This window comes from Paracoccaceae bacterium (assembly GCA_019454225.1).
Taxonomy (GTDB): Bacteria; Pseudomonadota; Alphaproteobacteria; order Rhodobacterales; family Rhodobacteraceae.
Genome location: CP075370.1, coordinates 3970149 through 3990396, shown reverse-complemented (window position 1 = coordinate 3990396; position 20248 = coordinate 3970149). Strand labels below are relative to the sequence as shown.

Genomic DNA, 20248 nt, shown 5'->3' with positions numbered 1-20248 from the left:
GTGACGGGGCGCCTTCTGTATCTGGCGCTGGCCGCCATCACGCTGGCGGTCTGGGCGCTGATGGTGGGCGTCACCGGCCCGGCCATTGAAACCGCCGCCGGGGGCCGTGCGCTGTTCGATGCCCGCCTGACGGGCTATGGGCTGGAAGAGGCGCAGGCCTTCCTGACCCGGCTGAACCCCGCCGGGCGCGACATGTATCTTGAGGCGCAGCACCGGCTGGACACGGTCTTTCCGCCGCTTTTCGCGCTGTTTCTGGTCTGGTCCTTCACGGTTCTGCTGCCGCGCCTGCCGGCGATCATCATGGCGGTGGTCGCCATGGCCGGCGCGGGGGTGGACCTGCTGGAGAACGCCCGCGTCGCGGCGCTTCTGACCGCGCAGCAGGTGACCGGGGCGAAGGTCGCCGCCGCCTCGCAGGCGACGGTGGCGAAATGGCTGCTGGACGGGCTGGCGCTGGCGGTCTTTGCAGGCGCCGTCGGGATCAGCGCCCTGCGGCGGCTGCGCGGCGCGGGGTAAGGGCCAGCGCCTCTTCCGCCATCGCGCCCTCCTCGCCCCAGAACTCGGCCACCGTCGGCCCCGGCACCGCGCGGAAGCGGAGCGCATCGGCAAATTCCCGCAGCCAGACGCCCCGCCCCATCCGCGTGTACCAGCGCTGCGCGTGGCGCAACTCGGCGTCCTTCTGCCCGAAGGCCCGCCAGAGTGCGCGCGTGCGCAGTTGCAGGCAGGCTTCGATCAGCTTGACCCAGAGGAACACCCGCCAGGCCGGGACGCGCGGCACTTCAAGCACCTGATGCTTGTAGTCCCACAGCTGCAGGTCGGTCTGCACCACCCGCCGCCCGGCCGACTGGCCAAAGAACGGCGTCCAGCGGTGCGGCGTGGCATAGACCGACATCACCTGATCGGGGTCATAGGCCAGAAGCTGGCGCAGAAGCCGCCAGTAATCGGCATCGGTTTCCTCGGCAAAGCCCACGGCAAAGGTGCAAAGCCCGATCATCCCATGCGCCCGCAGAAGCCGGATCGCCTCACGGTCCTTGGGGCGCGAGCCGCCCTTGCGCACGGCGGTCAGCGTGGCCTCATCCGTGCCTTCCAGCCCCAGAAGAAAGCGCAGGCAGCCCGCCTGTTTGTAAAGAGGCAGGATATCGGCATCGCGCACGATGTCATCGGCGCGGGTCGATCCGATAATGGTGACCTTCACATCCTCGGCGATCAGGGCGCGCAGGAACGCCTCCCACGCCTTGCGCGAGGATGTCGGGTTCTCATCGGCCAGATTGACCAGTTCCACCCCCTTCTCGCGCACGAGCCAGGCGATTTCCCGGGCGAATTCCACCGGATCGCGGTGGCGCCAGCGGGTCCAGAAGCCGCGCTGGCCGCAATAGGTGCAGGGATGCGGGCAGCCGCGTGAAAACTGGTGGATCACCGCGCGGCGCCCGCCCCAGTAGCTGTGATCGGCAAAGTCGATCAGCTCCCAGCCGATCCGCGCCGCCGCGAAGTCGCGCAGAATCGGCGCGGGCGGGGTGGCATGGGGCTGGCCGCCCCGGCGAAAGGCGATGCCCGGAACGGTTTCAAGTGAAGCCCCCGTGGCAAGGGCCGCCATCAGGCGCGGCGCGGTTTCCTCGCCCTCGCCCCGCACGATCACGTCGATATCGGGGCAGTCGCGCAGCACGGTTTCCCAATGATAGCTCGGATAAACCCCGCCATAGACGATCCGCACCCCCGGCAGCGCTGCCCGGATCAGGGGCGCCAGCCGCGCGACCACCGGATGGGCCGAGGTTGACCCGGAATGCCCCACCAGCACCGCATCCGGCGGATCATCCAGCAGCGCCGCGATGATCTGCGCGTCCTCCATCGGCTGAAGATCGGCATTCACCAGCCGCACCGCATGGCCCGCGTCGATCAGCGGCCCGCCGATGGCCAGAAGGCCGAAGGGCGGCAGCAGTTCCCCCGGCACGCGCGATCCGATGGCGCGGTGGGGCGGGTTCAGGAGGGCAATTTTCACAAGGCATCCCCGGACGTTTCGGGATCAACCTGCCAAGCCGCCCCGCCCCGGTCAACCAAGGGTTTCCTTGCCCCCCGCCGCGCGCTAGACCTGCGGCCACCCTTGGGGCGGCAGAGGCGGGCCAGATGATCTTTACCGTGGCGATCGACGGACCGGCGGCGGCGGGCAAGGGCACCATCGCGCGGGCGGTGGCGGCGCGGTTCGGCTTTGCGCATCTGGACACCGGGCTTCTGTATCGCGCGGTCGGCGCCAAGGGGGGCGACCCGGTGGCGGCGGCGCGGGGGCTGTCGCCCGCCGACCTGGCGCGCGACGACCTGCGCACGCTGGAGGCCGGTCAGGCCGCCAGCCGTGTGGCCGTGATCCCCGAAGTCCGCGCCGCGCTGCTGGATTTCCAGCGCCGCTTTGCCCGCAGGCCGGGCGGCGCGGTGCTGGACGGGCGCGACATCGGCACGGTGATCTGCCCCGAGGCGGAGGTGAAGCTTTATGTCACCGCCAGCCCCGAGGTGCGGGCGCATCGCCGCTGGCTGGAGGTCGGCGGAGACGAGGCGCAGGTTCTGGCCGAGGTGCAGGCGCGGGATGCGCGCGACACCGGCCGCGCGGATGCGCCGCTGCGCGCGGCCGAGGATGCGGTGCTGATCGACACCAGTGCGATGGGCGTCGAGGCGGCGGTCGACCGCGCGGTGGCCGAGGTGGAGCGGCGGCTTTCCGCCGTCCGCCACGCATAGCCGGCGGTCGCGGGTGATCCGAATCGCGCGCATGCCGTATCCACACAGGCACCGGGAGGACGGGTCATGCGGAGCGTGGTGATGGGTCTGGCGGTGGCGTGGGCGGCAGGAGGCGGGGCGCAGGCGGCGCCCCCGGATGCGCCCTTCGCCTCGATCGACGGCGGCACGCTGTCGCTTGCGGACTGGGCCGGGCGCCCCGTGCTGGTGGTGAACACCGCGTCGCTTTGCGCCTTTACCCCGCAGTACGAAGGGTTGCAGGCGCTGTACGATGCCTACCGCGACCGCGGGCTGGTGGTTCTGGCGGTGCCCTCGGACGACTTCCGGCAGGAACTGGACAGCGCCGCCGAGGTGCGCGACTTCTGCGCGATGAACTTCGACCTGGACATGCCGATGACCGATATCACCGGCGTGAAGGGGCAGGGGGCGCATCCGTTCTATGCCTGGGTCAAGGCCGAGACCGGTTTTGCGCCGAACTGGAACTTCAGCAAGGTGCTGGTCGGCGCCGACGGACGGGTGGCGGCAACCTGGGGGCCTTCGGTCGCGCCGATGTCGGACCCGGTGCGCGCGGCGGTCGAGGCGGCGCTGGACTGAACGCTTGCGAAGCCGCGGCGGGGCGGGTATAGGCGCCCGGTCACCGTGACGGAAGATCAGGGGCGGGAACGGCGGGCAGGGCTGGCGGCGACGCCTGCCCTTTGTCGTTTTCGCAACCCCGGGCGGTGGCGACGCGAAGCATCAGACCGGCGGAGCCAACCGCCTGGCCAGACACACCGTGAAAAGGACCAACTGCATATGTGCGCCAAGGCAACAATGGAAGAATTCGAGGCCCTGCTGAAGGAGAGCCTTGAAATCGACACACCCCAGGAGGGGACGGTCGTCAAGGGCCGCGTCATCGCCATCGAGGCGGGACAGGCCATCATCGACGTGGGCTACAAGATGGAAGGCCGCGTCGACCTGAAGGAATTCGCAGGCCCCGGCGAAACCCCCGACATTTCGGTGGGCGACGAGGTGGAAGTCTATCTCGACCGCGTGGAAAACGCCCGCGGCGAGGCGGTGGTCAGCCGCGAGAAGGCCAAGCGCGAGGAAGCCTGGGACCGGCTTGAGAAAGCCTATGCCAACGAGACGCGCGTCGACGGCGCGATCTTTGGCCGCGTCAAGGGCGGCTTTACCGTGGATCTGGGCGGCGCCGTCGCGTTCCTGCCGGGTTCGCAGGTCGACGTGCGCCCGGTGCGCGATGCCGGCCCGCTGATGGGCATGAAGCAGCCCTTCCAGATCCTCAAGATGGACCGCCGCCGCGGCAACATCGTCGTTTCGCGCCGCGCCATTCTGGAAGAGTCGCGGGCCGAGCAGCGCGCCGAGGTCATCTCGAACCTCTACGAGGGTCAGACGGTGGACGGCGTGGTCAAGAACATCACCGAATACGGGGCCTTCGTGGACCTGGGCGGTGTGGACGGCCTGCTGCACGTCACTGACATGGCCTGGCGCCGCGTCAACCATCCCTCGGAGATCCTGTCGATCGGCGAGACCGTCAAGGTCCAGGTCATCAAGATCAACAAGGAAACCCACCGCATCAGCCTGGGGATGAAGCAGCTTCAGGCCGATCCGTGGGATTCGGTCGAGAAGATGTATCCGCTGGAATCGGTGCACAAGGGCCGCGTGACCAACATCACCGACTACGGCGCGTTCGTCGAGCTGGAGGCCGGTGTCGAAGGTCTGGTCCACGTGTCCGAGATGTCCTGGACCAAGAAGAACGTCCATCCCGGCAAGATCGTGTCGACCTCGCAAGAGGTCGAGGTCATGGTGCTGGAGATCGACAGCCAGAAGCGCCGCGTGAGCCTTGGCCTGAAGCAGACCATGCGCAACCCGTGGGAAGTGTTCGCCGAGACCCACCCCGTTGGCACCGCCATCGAGGGCGAGGTCAAGAACATCACCGAGTTCGGCCTGTTCGTCGGGCTGGATGGCGACATCGACGGGATGGTTCACCTGTCCGACCTGTCGTGGGACCAGCGTGGCGAGGATGCGATCCAGAACTATCGCAAGGGCGACACGGTCAAGGCCGCGGTCACCGAGGTGGATGTGGAGAAGGAACGCATCAGCCTGTCGATCAAGGCGCTGGGCGATGACACCTTCACCGATGCCGTCGACGGCGTGAAGCGGGGCGGGATCATCACCGTCACCGTGACCGCGATCGAGGAAGGCGGGGTCGAGGTGGAATACAACGGCCAGAAGTCGTTCATCCGCCGCAGCGACCTGTCGCGCGACCGCGCCGACCAGCGGCCCGAGCGGTTCCAGAAGGGCGACAAGGTGGATGTGCGGGTGACCAACATCGACCCCAAGACCCGCCGTCTGGGCCTGTCGATCAAGGCACGCGAGATCGCCGAGGAGAAAGAGGCCGTCGAGCAGTACGGGTCGTCCGACTCGGGCGCCTCGCTGGGCGACATCCTCGGTGCGGCGCTGAAGGGCGACCGCCGCTGACAACCGGCCCCAGGGCTGGCGAAGGGGGCCCCGCCGTCGTGCGGGGCCCCTTGCCGTTTCCTGCCGGTGGCCACGGCCCCGCCGGTTTTCCTGTTTGTGCCTCTGGAATTTCCCCCTATAGTCCATGGCAATAACAAGGACGGCGTATGCGAACGCCGATCCGTAACGGGGGGTTGCCGAATGATCCGTTCCGAACTGATCCAGAAGATCGCTGACGAGAATCCGCACCTGACACAACGTCATGTGGAGCGGATCGTGAACACGGTCTTCGAAGAGATCATCGAGGCCCTGGCGCGGGGCGACAGGGTGGAACTGCGCGGCTTCGGCGCGTTCTCGGTCAAGGCGCGCGAGGCGCGGGTGGGGCGCAACCCCCGCACCGGCGAGGCGGTGCAGGTGGATGACAAGAAGGTGCCGTTCTTCAAGACCGGAAAGCTGCTGCGCGACCGGCTGAACGGCAAGTGAAACCGGCCTGTCCCGCCCCGGCGGGCATGGGCCTGATCCGGGACGGGGTGGATGATCCGCTATATCAAATACCTTTTTCTGGCGGTGCTGGCCGTGGTTCTGGTGACCGTGGCGCTGGCCAACCGCGACCCCGTGGTGCTGCGGGCGCTGCCGCCGGACCTGGCCACGGTGGCCGGGGTGACATGGGCGGTCGAGCTGCCGCTGTTCCTTGTGATCTTTGGCGGGCTTGGCGGCGGCCTGCTGATCGGGTTCCTTTGGGAATGGCTGCGCGAGATGAAGCATCGCAGCGTCGCCAGTTCCAAGATTCGCGAGGTGTCGCGGCTGGAACGTGAACTTGCGGCGATGCGCGACGCCAAGGGCCAGCCGCAGGATGATGTTCTGGCGCTGCTGGAGAAGCGGAAGGCGTCCTGATCCATGACGGATGTGCGGGTCAAGATCTGCGGGCTGCGCAGCCCGGAGGATGTGGCTGCCGTGGCGCGGGCCGGGGCAGCCTATGTCGGGCTGAACTTCTTTCCCAGATCGCCGCGTTTCGTGACGCTGGAGGAGGCCCGCGCATTGGCCGTGTCTGCGCCGCCGGGGCTGTGCAAGGTGGGGCTGACCGTCGATGCCGACAACGCCGCGCTGGATGCGATCGTCGCGGCGATGCCGCTGGACATGCTGCAGCTTCACGGCCACGAGACGCCGGATCGGGTGGCCGAGGTCAGGGCGCGGTATGGCCTGCCGGTGATGAAGGTGCTGGGTGTGGCGGACGAGGGTGATCTGGCGGAGCTGATGGAGCATTCGCTGGCCGCCGACCAGATCATGATCGACGCCAAGCCGCCCAGGGGGGCCGCGTTGCCGGGGGGCAACGGGGTCGCCTTCGACTGGCGGCTGCTGGTCGGGCGGAAATGGCTGCGGCCCTGGATGCTGGCCGGGGGGCTGACCGCGCAGAACGTGGCGCAGGCGGTGCGCCTGACCGGCGCGCGGCAGGTCGACGTATCCTCGGGCGTGGAAAGCGCGCCCGGCATCAAGGACCCGGCCAGGATCGCGGCCTTCGTGCAGGCGGCGCAGGGCATCGGCGCAGGCGGCGTCCCGATCCTGCGCTAGGGGGGCGATGCCCCGGGCGCGGACCGGAGCCCGCAGGGCAAGGCGGCGGATGCCGCCTTGCCGCCAGCAGTCACATCGCGGGCAGGATCGTCAGGTCGCGGATCGCCTCGGCGGTGCCGGTGATGCCCCAGGACCCGGTGACCTTGCCGCTGGTCAGGTCCAGCGTGTGCAGCCCGCCCATCGCCGCCAGCCAGGCGGTGTTGGTGCCGTCGGCCGTGGTGCCCACGTCAAAGGCAACCGGGCCCTCCAGCGTCACGCCAAGGGCGCCGATGGTCTTGTTCGTGCCGTCGTTCGGCGCGGTCTGCTGCAGCAGGGCGGAAAGGCCGGTGTCGATGTTGTACATCGCGGTCTTCTCGGGCTTGCCGTGGCTGTTGATGTAGGCGGTTGCCGCCACCATGGGCATGGCCGCCGCGTTCGCATCGCCCGCTTCCCAGTTCAGCGCGCCGTCCACCGTCACCTCGCCGGTGTCCATGTTCACGCGGTGGTTCACGCTGCCCGACATGAAGCGCAGGCGGTCGGCGGCCGGGTTCACGTCGACGATCACCGGCATGCCATCGGCAACCGGCAGCATCGTGTTCATCTGCGACAGCGGGGTGGTTGCGCCCGTGGCCGGGTCGATCACCACGATTGCCTGTTCGTCGGTCACGCCGATCACGGTCATGTTGCCCGGGCGCCAGTCGATGCCCAGCAGGCGGTTCACGCCCTGCACCTCGACGGTGCCGGTCACGGCGGCGGTGGCAGTGTCGATCATCACCAGCGTGCGGTCGCCGGCCAGGCCGAGCGCGGTGTCGGCGGCGGCGGGGGCGGCGAAGGCGGCGGTGGCCAGCAGGGCTGCGAGGGTCCGTGTCATGTGTCACTCCATGGTTGGCGGAGGGCGCGGGGTGCGCCCGTTCAGCATCGGCAGGAACGGACGCGGCGATGCCGGAGTTTCACCATGCCGGGTCACGAGACCGCGAGCGGCGGCAGGATTCGCGTGAACGGCCGCCGGTCTGCGGGTGCGGCCCGACTGCGGCCCGACTGCGACCCGACTGCGGCCTTTCAACCGCCTGCCTTTACGACCGCCCCCCCGGGCGCTACACCCAACCGCCAAAGGGGAGGACAGCATGCCCGACGACCGCATCAACAGCTTTCGCACGGGGCCCGACGAAGCGGGCCGGTTCGGCATCTTCGGCGGACGGTTCGTCAGCGAGACGCTGATGCCGCTGATCCTCGACCTTGAAGAGCGGTACGAGTTCGCCAAGACCGACCCCGCGTTCTGGGCCGAGATGGACTGGCTGTGGAAGCACTATGTGGGCCGCCCCAGCCCGCTGTATTTCGCCGAGCGGCTGACCGACCATCTGGGCGGCGCGAAGATCTACATGAAGCGGGACGAGCTGAACCATACCGGCGCCCACAAGATCAACAACGTGCTGGGCCAGATCATCCTGGCGCGCCGCATGGGCAAGACGCGGATCATCGCGGAAACGGGTGCTGGCCAGCACGGCGTGGCCACGGCCACGGTCTGCGCCAAGTTCGGGCTGAAATGCGTGGTCTACATGGGCGCGCATGATGTCGAACGGCAGGCGCCGAACGTGTTCCGCATGCGGCTGCTGGGGGCCGAGGTGGTGCCGGTGACCTCGGGCCGGGGCACGCTCAAGGATGCGATGAACGACGCGCTGCGCGACTGGGTGACCAACGTGCGCGACACCTTCTACTGCATCGGCACGGTGGCGGGGCCGCACCCCTATCCGGCGATGGTGCGCGATTTCCAGTCGATCATCGGCAAGGAAGTGCGCTGGCAACTGGCGGAACTGGAAGGCGAAGGGCGGCTGCCCGACACCGTGATCGCGGCGATCGGCGGCGGATCGAACGCGATGGGGCTGTTCCATCCGTTCCTCGATGACCCTTCGGTGCGGATCATCGGGGTCGAGGCGGGCGGCAAGGGCGTGGATGACCGGATGCAGCATTGCGCCAGCCTCACCGGCGGGCGCCCGGGCGTCCTGCACGGCAACCGCACCTATCTGCTGCAGGACGGTGACGGGCAGATCCTCGAAGGCTTCAGCATCAGCGCGGGCCTCGACTATCCCGGCATCGGGCCGGAACATGCCTGGCTGCACGACACCGGCCGCGCGGAATATGTGAGCATCACCGACGCCGAGGCGCTGGAGGCGTTCCAGCTGTCCTGCGCGCTGGAGGGGATCATCCCCGCGCTGGAACCCAGCCACGCGCTGGCCCATGTGATGAAGATCGCCCCGGCCCTGCCGCGCGACCACATCATCGTGATGAACATGTGCGGCCGGGGCGACAAGGACATCTTCACCGTGGCCAAGCATCTGGGATTTGACATGAAGGTGTGACGGACCGTCGCGACCGTCCTTCCCGCGCCCCGCAGCCCCGCTGCGGGGCGTTTTCATGCCCGCAACCCCCGCATAACCCCCGGTTTAGGCGACTAGGCCCGGCGGGGAATGGTTCGGCGCATCATCCCGTGGCCAATTCCGCAGGCCCCGGTTGCCATGGTTTCCCGGTCCTGTCGCCGCATCGGGCGATGCCCGGCGCGGTCATGACGCACCGCCGCCCCAAGGAAGGAGACCTGACATGACCCTACGCCATCTGATCCCTGCCGCGTTCGCCACGCTGCTGCTTTCGGCCCCGGCCGTGGTTGCGCTGTCGGCGCAGGACCTGATCGACAGCTATTCGGCCGAAGGCTTCACCCGGATCGAGGTGAAGTCCGGGCCGACGCAGACCAAGGTCGAGGCGATCCGCGGCACCGAGAAGGTCGAGGTGGTCTATGACAACGCCTCGGGCTCGGTGCTGAAGCGCGAGGTCGAGACGGTCGCCGCAGGCGCCCGCGCCGGGATCGAGATCGACACGCGCGACCGCGATTTCCTGCGCTCGGCGCGCAGCGATGACGGCGCATCCGATGATGACGGCAGCGATGGCCATGGCCGCGGGCGCGGGCGCGGCGGCGATGACAGCCGCGATGGCGATGACCGGGGCGACGACAACGGCGGCCGGGGCCGCGGGCGCGGCCGTGGCGGCGACGACGACTGACCGCGAGACGGGGCGGCGGCGCTTGCCGCCGTCCTTTCCGCGCCGATAGAGTGGCATCTGCCCGGATGACCGGGCCCGGTGGGAACGGAACCGCAGGATGAATCGCCGTGCCTTTCTTGCAGCCCTGGCCGGTCTGGCCGCCGCCGGTCCTGCCCTGGCCGACTCTCCGCTGGACCGGGTGCTGCGTGACCTGCGGCGGCTGGGCTATGACGAGATCACGGTGACCAGCACGATGCTGGGCCGCACGCGGATCGTGGCGGAAGGCGCAAGCGCCGAGCGCGAGATCATCCTGAATCCGCGAACCGGCGAGATCCTGCGCGATCTTTGGGTTCCCCGGTCGGACGGCCGGTCGGAAACCTCGGGGCGACTGACAGGGTCGGCGGATGACGACGATGACGACGATGACGACGAGGATGACGACGGCGACGGTGATGACGACGGCGGGCAGGGGCGCGGCCGGGGGCGCGGACGCGGCGGTGACGATGACTGACCGGCGGGGTGCTGGCCCGAGCGTGCGCCCATGGTGACCGGCCGTCCGGTCATCATCGCCATCCTGGCCGTGCAGGGTCTGTGCGCCGTGTTCTTTGTGGGCGACGTGCTGTCCTCGGTCCTGTCGCTGCGGTCGACCCCGCTGAGCTGGCGGACCCGCGAGATGCTGGAGATCGGCGCGGCACTGGGCCTTGTGCTGGGGCTTGTGCTGGGCGGTCTCGCGCTGCACCGGACCGCGCGGGGGCGCGCAGCGGCCGAGGCGCGGCTGCGCCGGGCGGGCATCGCCTTTCGTGACCTTCTGGCGGAACGGTTCGACGGCTGGGGCCTGACCCCGGCCGAGGCCGATGTGGCGACCTTTGCCATCAAGGGAATGAGCACGGCCGAGATTGCCGCGCTGCGCGGCGTTGCCGAAGGCACGGTCAAGGCCCAGACGGCCGCGATCTACCGCAAGGCGGGCGTCACCGGCAGGGGCCAGCTGCTGGCGCTGTTCATCGAGGACATGATGCGCGACGACGCCGGGCCGCCCGGATAGCGCCGCGCTGCCGCGGGGTCAGCCGGCGGGGTCCAGCGCGTTCGCCCGCAGCACCTCGATCGGCACGATGTCCAGCGCGCGGGCGTGGGTGGCCGCCAGGTTCACCTGCGGCGCGGCGCCTTCGTCATGCGCCTGCAGGAACCGGGCCGCGCACAGGCACCACCGGTTGCCGGGCTTCAGGCCCTTGAATCCGTATTCCGGGCGCGGGGTTGACAGGTCGTTGCCCAGATACTTCGACAGCGCCAGGAACTCGGCCGTCATCACCGCGCAGACCGTATGGCTGCCGCGGTCGGCAGGGCCCGTGTCGCAGCAGCCATTGCGGAAGAACCCGGTGACCGGATCGGTCGAGCACGGCTCCAGCGGGCCGCCCAGCACGTTCAGCGAAGGTTCCTGCATCCTGCGTCTCCTCTGCCGGGATGATAGCGGCGCCGCCGGCAATGTCGATCACCGCCTCCGCGCGCGCTAGCGCAACAGCCCCGCGATGCGCCGGAACATGGCGATGTTCGCCGCCTCGACCCCCGGTTCGCGGAACCCCCGGTCGGCCGCGTTGACCGCGATCACCACCCCGGCGGAACGGTTCACATAGACATACTGGCCATAGATCCCCTGCGCCTGGAACTCGCCCGGCTCCGCTCCGGGCGGAATCCACCACTGGTAGCCATAGCCCATCTCGCCCGGCGGGGTGGGGGCCTGCGGCGCGGTCGATGCCATGACCCATGCCTCGGGCACGATGCCCGCGCCGCCCTCCAGCATGATCTGGCCCAGCCGCGCGTAGTCGCGCGTGGTCATCAGCAACCCGCCAAGCGCGAAGGGCTCGTCATGCCCGTCGGTCACATAGGCCGAGGGCGCCTCCAGCGCCAGCGGTCCCAGCAGCCGCTCGGCCATCAGATCGCCCAGGTCGCGCCCGGTCGCGCCCCGGATCACCATGCCCAGGACATGCGTGTCGATCGACACATACTGCCAGCGCGCGCCCGGTGCCGCCGCACGGTCCTGCAACGCGGCGGCAAACCCGTCCATCGACCGGCCAAGCGCCAGGACGCGACCCATCCTGTTGATGTCGCTGCTGAATTTCAGATAGTCCTCGTCAAAGGCGACGCCCGATGTCATCGTCAGGACATGCCGCACCGTCACCCCGTCATAGGCGGTGCCCACCAGCGCCGGAACGTACTGCGTCACCGGGTCGTCCAGGCTGTCGAAGGCGCCCTCGGCCTCGACAATGCCGAACAGCGCCGACAGGGCGCTTTTCGCCACCGACCACGATATGCGCAGGTCGCCCGCCTGCGTGCCCAGGTGATAGCTGTCGTGCACCAGCCGCCCGTCCTTCAGGATCACCAGCGCGGTCACGCTGCGCGCGGCGATCCACTGCGCGGTCTCGGGCGGCAGGGCCAGCGGTTCGCCCGGGGGCAGGGGGCGGGGGGCGGGGCTGGCGGATGTCAGGCTTCGCGTCTGGAACGCGCGGTCCATCGCGCTGAAGTTCGCCACGATCCGCCCTTCGTCGAACAGCGTCAGCACCGACCGCAGCCGTGCGATCTCGTCACGCTTCCAGAAGGCAAGGCCGCCGATCAGCAGCAGGAACATCAGCAGCGAAAGGAAAAGGCGGCGCAACATGGTCGGGCTCCGGTTTGCGCGGCCATCCAGCACGGCGCGCGCGCGTCCCGCAAGCCCCGATCATCCGGGACTTGACCGCCAGTCGATCCAGCGGCCGTGGAAATCGACACGGGCCAGTGCCCGGGACACGCCGCCCGGCCAGACGGTGACGGTCAGCGCTGCGCCGGGGCCGTCGCCGTCGGCCTCCATCGCCACGCGGGCCATCGGCGCCCCGGACGTGGCCCTTGCGCCCGCGGCGGCGATGACGGCGTCCCCCCGTGCCTGCGCCTCGGCGGACAGATACTGCCACATGACGCTGTGCTGGATCAGGTGCAGCTGCCCCGGCCGCGGCTCCGCCAGCCGCTCGGCCAGCCAGTCCACCGCATCGGCCCGCGCCACCGGCGGGCGCAGTCGCGCCGCCTCGTCCGCCGCGCGGGCGGTGCGGGCCAGCCGGTCATGCTGGTCGGCCCAGACATAGGACATCAGGCGCAGCCGGTCGGCGGCGGGGTCCAGCGGGTTCAGGTCGGCACCCGCCCGGCCGGCGATGCGGACGGCCGCCGCGGCAGGGGGTGCCGCGCCGCGCCACTCGGGGGCCAGCGTCAGCACCGCATCGGCCGGCCCGCAGGATGCTCCGGGCACCACCAGCGCATAGCGATCCCATATCAGGTTCAGTCCGGCGCTCGCCCCAGGCTCGCTGAGCAGCAGCGGCAGCGGATGGCGGGCGTGCAGCCAATGCGCCGCCGCGATCAGGGCGGCCGAGCGGCGCACCTCGTTCGTCTGGGGTGGGCTGTCCAGCCAGCGCAGCAGGAAGGCATCGTGCCGCGCGATGGCATCCATCGCCGCCGCCACAGGCTCGCCCGTCGCGTAGGCCGCCGCCAGCCCGGCATCGCGCCCCGACAGGACCAGCGCATGCAGGCCCCCCGCCAGCCGCAGCGCCACCGCATCGCCCGATGCCGACGGGTCGCCCTGCCACCGCAGCACGCGCCGCCCCGTGGCGGTATCGGCCGCCAGCGCCGCAGCCAGCCCGTCCAGCAACCGCGCGGTCAGCGCCGACCCCAGCGCCGCGCAGGCCCGTGCCTGCGCGCGAAAGGCGTCGCGGATCGCCGCGCTCAACGGAACCTGTCCATCAGCCGCTGCAGCGGTGATCTGGCTTCGGCCGCGGGTTCGGTGCCGGGTTCCGCAGGCCGGGCGGGTGCGGGCGTCGCGGGCGCGGTGCCCTCCTTGCCGGTGCCCTCCTTGCCGGTTCCAGAACGGGGCGGTGCGGTCCGCAGCGCGACCGCGTTCTGGAACCGCGCCGCATCGCCCGCCGCCAGCGCCGGGGCGCCGTCGGACATGCCGCGCAGAAGGTCGTCCAGCCAGTCGGCATCGGCCTTGGCGAAGTCATGCAGCACATAGCCCGCCACGGCATCCTTGTGCCCCGGGTGCCCGATGCCCAGCCGCACGCGGCCATAGGCCTCGCCGATATGGGCGTGGATCGACCGCAGGCCGTTGTGTCCGGCATGGCCGCCGCCCTGCTTCAGGCGGCACTTGCCCGGGGCAAGGTCAAGCTCGTCATGGAACACGGTCACATCGCCCGGCGCCAGTTTCCAGAACCGCATCGCCTCGCCCACCGACTCGCCCGACAGGTTCATGTAGGTCTCGGGCTTCAGCAGCACGACCTTTTCCGCCCCCAGCCGCCCCTCGGTGACCTGCCCCCGGAATCCCCGGCGCCAGGGCGCAAAGCCATGGTCGGCGGCAATCCGGTCGACCGCCATGAAGCCGATGTTGTGGCGGTTGCCCGCGTGTCTCGTGCCCGGATTGCCCAGACCGACCCAGAGCCGCATTGCCGCACCCCGCTTGACCCTGCCCCCTGATAGCCCGATCCTGTGCCGCGAGCCAGACCGCGCGTCCAGCCGGAAACCGCAGGCAGCAGGACCAGGCGATGTATCTGACGATGAACCGTTTCAGGGTGAAACCGGGCCAGGAGGCCGCGTTCGAGGCGGTCTGGACGGGCCGCGATAGCCACCTGCCGCAGGTGCCCGGCTTTGTCGCCTTTCATCTGATGAAGGGCCCGGAACGGGATGGCCACCGCCTCTATGCCAGCCACACGATGTGGGAAAGCGAGGCGGCATTCACCGCCTGGACGAAATCCGATGCGTTCCGGGCCGCCCATCGCGGCGCGGGCGACAGCCGCGACATCTATGCGGGGCCGCCGGAACTGGAACTGTTCGAGTCGGTCCAGTCCATCGGCAGGGGATAGCGCGCGTCGCCCTGGTCCGCGCCATCCCGCCGGACGGCACCGTGGCCCGCCGGAACGAAAACGGCGCCGCCCCTGGGGGCAGCGCCGCGATCCGTCAACCTTGCGGCGTCGATCAGGCTTCGTTGTCGGTCGAACGCAGGCCCGAGGGTGCCGAGATATTGGCGATCACGAAGTTCCGGTCGATCGTGGGCTTGGCCCCTGCGGGCAGCGTCACGTCGTTGATGTGGATGACATCGCCGATGTTCCGGCCGGTCAGGTCCACGGTGATCCCTTCCGGGATGTCGCCCGCCGTGACCTCAAGCTCCACTTCGGGGCGCACAACCGTCAGGGTGCCGCCACGCTTCAGGCCGGGGGCGGCCTCGTGGTTGATGAAGTTCACGTGGATGAACAGGTTGATGCGGCTGGTGCGCCGCAGGCGCATCAGGTCCACATGGGTCGGCAGGTCCTTGACCACGTCGCGCTGCACGGCGCGCGCGATGACCCGCACGTCTTCCTGCCCCTCGACCTTGAGGTTCCACAGCTTCGAGAGGAACCGGCCCTCTTTCAGCTTCTTCAGCAGGTAGTTGTACTTGATGTTGATCGGTTGCGGGTCTTTCCCGCCGCCGTAGACGATGCCGGGCACGTAGCTCTCGCGACGAGCTTGACGGGCGGCCCCCTTGCCTGTCCCCGTCCGTGCCTCGGCCTGAAGATCGGGGATCTCGCCAGCCATGAGGTTCTCCATAGGTTACGTCCGCCGCCCTCCAAGGGTGTGCGGCGCGGACCGGCGGCGTATAGCGGCGATTCGTCGGGGGCGAAAGGGGAAATCCGCGCCGTCTGGCCACGGTGCGCCCGCGCCCTACCTGCGCCCGGCAACAGGTGGAGAACGGCATGCAGCGGGCCCTGGTGATCGGTGCCTCGGGCGGGATCGGCGCGGCGATGGCGGCGCGGCTGGCGGCAGAGCGCTGGGACGTGACCGGCCTCTCCCGCCGCAGCCATGGCCTCGACGTGACCGACGAGGCGGCCGTGGCTGCGGCGCTGGCCCCGCTCGATCCGCCCTTCGGCATGGTGTTCGTGGCCACGGGCGCGCTGGCCCCGCCAGGACAGGGCCCGGAAAAGACCCTGCGCGCGCTTGACCCCGCGCAGGTCGCCGCGCAGTTCGCGCTGAACGCCACCGGCCCGATCCTGGTGCTGAAGCACGCCCTGCGCCTGATGCCGCGCGACGGCCGCGCGGTCTTTGCCGCGCTCTCGGCCCGGGTGGGGTCGATCGGCGACAACGCGCTGGGCGGCTGGTATTCCTATCGGGCATCCAAGGCCGCGCTGAACCAGATGCTGCACACCGCCGCGATCGAGGTCGCGCGGACCCATCGCCACGCCATCGTCGCCGCGCTGCATCCGGGCACCGTCGCCACCGGCTTCGGCGCGGCGTTCCATGCGGGCCGCGACACCATCGCGCCCGACGCCGCCGCCGCCAACCTGCTGGCCGTGATCTCGGCGCTCGCCCCGGCCGACAGCGGCGGCTTCTTCGACGGGCAGGGCAGGCGCATCCCGTGGTGAAACCCCGCCTGATCCTGGTGCTGGGCGATCAGTTGACGCCCGCCGTCGCGGCCCTGCGCGCCGCCGATCCGGCGCGCGACATCGTGGTCATGGCCGAGGTGATGGCCGAGGCCACCCATGCCCCCCACCACCCGCAGAAGATCGCCCTGTTCCTGTCGGCAATGCGCCATTTCGCGGACGACCTGCGGCGCGACGGGTGGCGCGTCGCCTATGCCCGGCTGGACGATCCCGACAACACCCAGTCGATCCCCGGCGAGCTGATCCGGCGGGCGGCCCGGCATGGCGCGGCCGAGGTGATCGCCACCCGTCCCGGCGACTGGCGCCTGATCGCCGCGCTTGACGCCTGCCCGGTTCCGGTCACCCAGCTTGCCGACGACAGGTTCCTCTGTTCTGAAGCCGAATTCACCGCATGGGCCGCAGGCCGCAGCGTTCTGCGCATGGAGTATTTCTATCGCCAGATGCGCCGCAAGACCGGCCTGATGATGGAGGGCGACAAGCCCGCGGGTGGCCAGTGGAACTTCGACCATGACAACCGCAAGCGCGCCGCGCCCGACCTGCTGCGCGCGCCGCCGCTGCGCTTTGCCCCCGATGCCGTCACCGAACAGGTCCTGGCCCTGGTCGAGGCCCGGTTTCCCGGCAATTTCGGCAGACTGCGCCCGTTCCGCTGGCCCGTCACGCGGGAACAGGCGCTGCGCGCGCTCGACCACTTCGCCATCCACGCCCTGCCGCGCTTCGGCGACGAACAGGATGCGATGCTGGCCGATGACCCGGTGCTCAGCCATTCGCTGCTGTCCTCCAGCCTCAACCTCGGGCTTCTGGGATGGCGCGAGGTCTGCGAACGGGTGCAGGCCGAATGGCAGGCGGGCCGCGTGCCGATCAATGCCGCCGAAGGCTACATCCGCCAGATCATCGGCTGGCGCGAATTCATCCGCGGCATCTGGCACCGCGAAGGGCCGGGCTACACCGCGCGCAACGCGCTGGCCGCCACCCGCGCGCTGCCCGCCGCCTACTGGGGCGGCGACACCCGCATGGCCTGCCTGCGCGCCGCCGTGGCCCAGACCCGCGACATGGCCTATGCCCATCACATCCAGCGGCTGATGGTCACCGGCAACTTCGCCCTGCTGGCGGGGGTCGATCCCGCGCAGGTCCACGACTGGTATCTGTCGGTCTACATCGACGCGGTGGAATGGGTCGAGGCCCCCAACACCCTGGGGATGAGCCAGTTCGCCGACGGCGGCGTGGTGGCGTCAAAGCCCTACGCCGCCTCGGGCGCCTATGTCGACCGCATGTCCGACCACTGCGCCACCTGCCACTACCGCGTGAAGGACCGCACCGGGCCACGCGCCTGCCCGCTGAACCCGCTCTACTGGGATTTCCTGCTCCGCCACCGCGACCGTTTCGCAGGCAACCCCCGCATGGCCCAGATGTACCGCACCTGGGACCGGATGGATCAGGGCCACCGCGACACCGTCCTGTCCGACGCCGCCGCGATCCTCGCCCGGCTGGACGCGGGCGGGGTGGTCTAGCCCATGCCATCGGGCGCCGGCCCCGGTCGCCCGTCGCGCAGGCTGGCTGTCACCCTTTCGCGCTGGTCCCCGGTCATCCGGCAGGCCACGAACCGCAGGCGCATCCTGCCGCTCACCGGCCTGCCCAGCGGCCGCCCCGACGGACCGGGAACCTCCAGCCCGCCCGCCGCAAGCATCGCCTGCACGGCGGACCGGGAAACCCCGATCCGGCTCGCCAGCAGGCGGTCAAGCCGCTGTCCGGTCGGCCCCCGCGCCTCGATCGTCAGCAGGACGACCGCCCAGTCATCCGGCACCGCACCCTCCACCGTCATCCGCACCGTCAGGTCCGGCGAGAGGTCGATGCTGTCGCAGTACCGGCGCAACAGGGCCTGATCGTCCTCGCGCGCACGCACCCAGGCGGGATCGCTGTGCTGCATCGCCTGCAGATCGCCCGGCGCGATCGCGGCGACCGCCACGCGCTCGGCCAGCGGCAGGTTCCAGGTCCGGTCGCAGGTCTCGCACCGGTAGATCAGCCACGCGTCCAGCCGCCGGCCGCTGGCGTTCAGCCGGACCTTGCCGCTGGATCGGAACAGCCGCGCCGTGCCGCAGGTGCTGCAATGTCGTCGTGGTCTGGGTCGGGTGATGGGGTCGATGGTCCAGGTGGCGCAGATCGTGCCGGTCATGGTGCCTTGGCCTTCCGTTCGGAAGTTCGCCATGGCGACGGGCCGGATCACCCCTTGCGGGTGCGGAGTGGCGGGATGACAGGTTGCGGCGGGATGTTCCGGACCTGTCCGGACGCACGGGCTTGCTTCGCCAGTCCGGTCTCAGGCCCGCCGTCCCGCGAACATCATGAAAGCCCCGGAAGCCGTCAGCTTCCCGGGCCGGTGTTCTGGTTCAGCGATGAGACCGGGCATTACGACGGCAAGGCGGAACCTCGGCAAGAACCTGCGCTGCCCGCCAGATACCGGCATCGGCCGGATTTTCAACACCGAAGATTCGCGCAGGCCGCCGATGCAGGCCTTCGCCCCGCAGTCACCAAGGCCGCCGCCCCGGCCGACCGGATCGGGAATGGCCGCCCCGGGGCCCGAACCCCGCCCCCGGGTCCGGGCCGGTCAGGGTTGCGTCGCGCCCGTGGCCGGTGCCTCGGCCGGTTCCTCGGCGGGCGCCGGCGGTGCGGCGGGCCCGGTCAGCAGGCCGTTGGTCCATTCCCCGGCCGCCACCTCGCCCGAGGCATAGCGCAGCACGCCCTGCCCGTGGCGCCGCCCGGCCAGGAAACCGCCCTCATAGACATCGCCGGTGGCATAGGTCGCGGTGCCTCTGCCCTCCATCGCGCCCGCCACCCAGTCGCCGGAATAGCGGAACCCGTCGGGCATGGTCAGGTCGCCCCGCCCCTCGCGCAGCCCGGCGCGGAAGCCCCCGGTATAGACCGATCCGTCGGGATAGGTGGCCGTGCCGGGCCCCTCGCGCTCGCCCGCCACCCAGGCACCCTCGTGCCGGGTGCCATCGGGCCAGGTCATCGTGCCCTGGCCCTGCGGCTTGCCCTCGGCGATCTCGCCCTCATAGGTCTGGCCCCCGGCATAGGTCGCCCGGCCGCGCCCCGCGATCACGCCGCGCGCCCAGGTGCCCTCAAAGGCCGTGCCGTCGGGATAGGTCATGCGCCCTGCGCCCTCGGGCTCGCCGCCCGCCACCGCGCCCTCGTAGACCGCGCCATCGGCATAGCTCAGCCGGCCCTGCCCCTCGATCCGCCCCTCGACCCAGTCGCCATCCCAGGCATAGCCGTCGGGCCCGCGGAACACCCCGCGCCCGTGCCGCTGGTCGGCCCGGAACCCGCCCTCGTAGCTGTCGCCGTTGGCATAGCTCACGCGGCCCGTCCCCTCGCGCTGGCCGTTGACGAAGGTGCCCTCGTAGACATCGCCGTTGGGCTGGGTCAGCCGCCCCTCGCCGTTGATCTGGCCGTCGCGCCAGTCGCCCTCATAGGTCAGCCCCTCGGGCGTGGTCAGCGTGCCGCGTCCCGATCTCTGGCCGTCCACCACCGCGCCCGCATAGACCGCGCCGTCCGGAAACGCGATGCGCGCCTCGCCCTGCAGCACGCCCTGAACCCATGTTCCCTCGAACCGTGCCCCGCCCGGCGGCATCTGCACCCCCGGCCCGTCCGGCACGCCATCGGCAAACCGCCCCGCATGCACCGTGCCATCGGCATAGCGCGCCGTGCCCTCGCCGGTCATCCGCCCGTCGGTCCACTCGCCCTCATAGCTTCCGCCGTCGGGGTGGACGATGCGGCCCTGGCCCTCGGGCTTGCCCGCGGCAAAGGCCCCCTCGTAGACCGACCCCGAGGGATAGCGCGCGCGCCCCTGGCCGATGATCTGCCCGGCGGCCCAGTCGCCCTCGTATTCGAATCCCGACGGCAGCCGGTAGGTGCCGCGCCCGTCCGGCAGCCCGTCGCGGAACGTGCCCTCATAGACCGATCCGTCATCGTACTGCTTGGTCAGCACCTCCTGCGCCGCCACCGGCAGCGCGGCCAGCGCCAGACATCCCGCGACCAGACCGCGCCATCCGTTCCCGACCCGCATCCGGCACCCTCCGTTTCCGTGCGGC

Annotated in this window: 23 protein-coding genes; 14 read left to right on the top strand and 9 right to left on the bottom strand. The window is 70.3% G+C overall.

Going from position 1 to position 20248, the window contains the following annotated elements; genetic code table 11:
• On the top strand, window positions 1–513 hold the full coding sequence (locus KF887_19005; protein QYK41422.1) for a hypothetical protein: 513 nt from the start codon (window positions 1–3) through the stop codon (window positions 511–513).
• Here the strand turns inward: KF887_19005 and bchE are convergent.
• Window positions 479–1993: a magnesium-protoporphyrin IX monomethyl ester anaerobic oxidative cyclase gene (gene bchE, locus KF887_19000; protein QYK41421.1), complete on the bottom strand. Its 1515-nt coding sequence runs from the start codon at window positions 1991–1993 to the stop codon at window positions 479–481. The genes KF887_19005 and bchE overlap by 35 nt on opposite strands.
• Window positions 1994–2118: 125 nt before the next feature.
• On the opposite strand from bchE, the gene KF887_18995 reads away from it, so the two are divergent.
• The 6 genes from KF887_18995 to KF887_18970 all read left to right on the top strand — a co-directional run bounded on the left by KF887_18995 (window position 2119) and on the right by KF887_18970 (window position 6738).
• The gene (locus tag KF887_18995) at window positions 2119–2718 is read left to right on the top strand and encodes a cytidylate kinase (GenBank protein ID QYK41420.1); all 600 of its coding nucleotides are present in this window, start codon (window positions 2119–2121) and stop codon (window positions 2716–2718) included.
• Between the two features lie 81 nt (window positions 2719–2799).
• Window positions 2800–3309 carry a glutathione peroxidase gene (locus KF887_18990; protein QYK43661.1) on the top strand — a complete coding sequence of 170 codons (510 nt, stop codon included), beginning with the start codon at window positions 2800–2802 and terminating at the stop codon, window positions 3307–3309.
• Window positions 3310–3507: 198 nt separating this feature from the next.
• Entirely contained in the window at window positions 3508–5190 is a 1683-nt protein-coding gene (rpsA, locus tag KF887_18985) for a 30S ribosomal protein S1 (protein ID QYK41419.1), read from the top strand.
• A gap of 180 nt (window positions 5191–5370) precedes the next feature.
• Complete coding sequence (gene ihfB, locus KF887_18980; GenBank protein ID QYK41418.1) at window positions 5371–5652, top strand: integration host factor subunit beta; 282 nt, start codon at window positions 5371–5373, stop codon at window positions 5650–5652.
• A 54-nt stretch (window positions 5653–5706) separates the two neighbouring features.
• The gene (locus KF887_18975) at window positions 5707–6063 is read left to right on the top strand and encodes a DUF1049 domain-containing protein (GenBank protein QYK43660.1); all 357 of its coding nucleotides are present in this window, start codon (window positions 5707–5709) and stop codon (window positions 6061–6063) included.
• A 3-nt stretch (window positions 6064–6066) separates the two neighbouring features.
• Entirely contained in the window at window positions 6067–6738 is a 672-nt protein-coding gene (locus KF887_18970) for a phosphoribosylanthranilate isomerase (protein ID QYK41417.1), read from the top strand.
• 70 nt (window positions 6739–6808) lie between these two features.
• On the opposite strand, the gene KF887_18965 is transcribed toward KF887_18970, so the two are convergent.
• Window positions 6809–7588, bottom strand: a complete 780-nt coding sequence (locus KF887_18965) for a DUF4394 domain-containing protein (GenBank protein QYK41416.1) — start codon at window positions 7586–7588, stop codon at window positions 6809–6811.
• 253 nt (window positions 7589–7841) lie between these two features.
• Here KF887_18965 and trpB point away from each other — a divergent pair, with 253 nt between their 5' ends.
• From trpB to KF887_18945, 4 genes are all read left to right on the top strand, one after another.
• Window positions 7842–9074 (top strand): tryptophan synthase subunit beta, encoded by a 1233-nt coding sequence (gene trpB / locus KF887_18960; GenBank protein ID QYK41415.1) that lies wholly within the window; start codon window positions 7842–7844, stop codon window positions 9072–9074.
• 238 nt (window positions 9075–9312) lie between these two features.
• A complete protein-coding gene (locus KF887_18955) occupies window positions 9313–9768 on the top strand; it encodes a hypothetical protein (protein ID QYK41414.1) in 456 nt (151 codons plus the stop codon).
• A gap of 97 nt (window positions 9769–9865) precedes the next feature.
• The gene (locus KF887_18950; protein QYK41413.1) at window positions 9866–10258 is read left to right on the top strand and encodes a hypothetical protein; all 393 of its coding nucleotides are present in this window, start codon (window positions 9866–9868) and stop codon (window positions 10256–10258) included.
• A 30-nt stretch (window positions 10259–10288) separates the two neighbouring features.
• A complete protein-coding gene (locus tag KF887_18945) occupies window positions 10289–10789 on the top strand; it encodes a helix-turn-helix transcriptional regulator (protein QYK41412.1) in 501 nt (166 codons plus the stop codon).
• Between the two features lie 18 nt (window positions 10790–10807).
• Here KF887_18945 and KF887_18940 read toward each other — a convergent pair whose 3' ends face one another.
• The 4 genes from KF887_18940 to pth all read right to left on the bottom strand — a co-directional run bounded on the left by KF887_18940 (window position 10808) and on the right by pth (window position 14199).
• Window positions 10808–11185 carry a DUF2237 domain-containing protein gene (locus KF887_18940; protein ID QYK41411.1) on the bottom strand — a complete coding sequence of 126 codons (378 nt, stop codon included), beginning with the start codon at window positions 11183–11185 and terminating at the stop codon, window positions 10808–10810.
• 66 nt (window positions 11186–11251) lie between these two features.
• Window positions 11252–12367 carry a beta-lactamase family protein gene (locus KF887_18935; protein QYK43659.1) on the bottom strand — a complete coding sequence of 372 codons (1116 nt, stop codon included), beginning with the start codon at window positions 12365–12367 and terminating at the stop codon, window positions 11252–11254.
• Window positions 12368–12457: 90 nt separating this feature from the next.
• The gene (locus tag KF887_18930) at window positions 12458–13489 is read right to left on the bottom strand and encodes a DUF2332 family protein (protein QYK41410.1); all 1032 of its coding nucleotides are present in this window, start codon (window positions 13487–13489) and stop codon (window positions 12458–12460) included.
• The gene (gene pth, locus KF887_18925; protein ID QYK41409.1) at window positions 13486–14199 is read right to left on the bottom strand and encodes an aminoacyl-tRNA hydrolase; all 714 of its coding nucleotides are present in this window, start codon (window positions 14197–14199) and stop codon (window positions 13486–13488) included. Before pth ends, KF887_18930 begins: the two co-directional genes overlap by 4 nt.
• A gap of 98 nt (window positions 14200–14297) precedes the next feature.
• On the opposite strand from pth, the gene KF887_18920 reads away from it, so the two are divergent.
• Entirely contained in the window at window positions 14298–14615 is a 318-nt protein-coding gene (locus KF887_18920; GenBank protein ID QYK41408.1) for an antibiotic biosynthesis monooxygenase, read from the top strand.
• A 112-nt stretch (window positions 14616–14727) separates the two neighbouring features.
• On the opposite strand, the gene KF887_18915 is transcribed toward KF887_18920, so the two are convergent.
• Window positions 14728–15324, bottom strand: a complete 597-nt coding sequence (locus tag KF887_18915) for a 50S ribosomal protein L25/general stress protein Ctc (GenBank protein ID QYK41407.1) — start codon at window positions 15322–15324, stop codon at window positions 14728–14730.
• 158 nt (window positions 15325–15482) lie between these two features.
• On the opposite strand from KF887_18915, the gene KF887_18910 reads away from it, so the two are divergent.
• The gene (locus KF887_18910) at window positions 15483–16148 is read left to right on the top strand and encodes an SDR family NAD(P)-dependent oxidoreductase (protein ID QYK41406.1); all 666 of its coding nucleotides are present in this window, start codon (window positions 15483–15485) and stop codon (window positions 16146–16148) included.
• Complete coding sequence (locus tag KF887_18905; GenBank protein ID QYK43658.1) at window positions 16145–17674, top strand: cryptochrome/photolyase family protein; 1530 nt, start codon at window positions 16145–16147, stop codon at window positions 17672–17674. The genes KF887_18910 and KF887_18905 overlap by 4 nt, the downstream gene beginning before the upstream one ends.
• Here KF887_18905 and KF887_18900 read toward each other — a convergent pair.
• A complete protein-coding gene (locus tag KF887_18900; protein QYK41405.1) occupies window positions 17671–18336 on the bottom strand; it encodes a DUF1062 domain-containing protein in 666 nt (221 codons plus the stop codon). The genes KF887_18905 and KF887_18900 overlap by 4 nt on opposite strands.
• Before the next feature lie 429 nt (window positions 18337–18765).
• Window positions 18766–20223, bottom strand: a complete 1458-nt coding sequence (locus tag KF887_18895; GenBank protein QYK41404.1) for a 2-isopropylmalate synthase — start codon at window positions 20221–20223, stop codon at window positions 18766–18768.
• Window positions 20224–20248 lie beyond the last annotated feature (25 nt).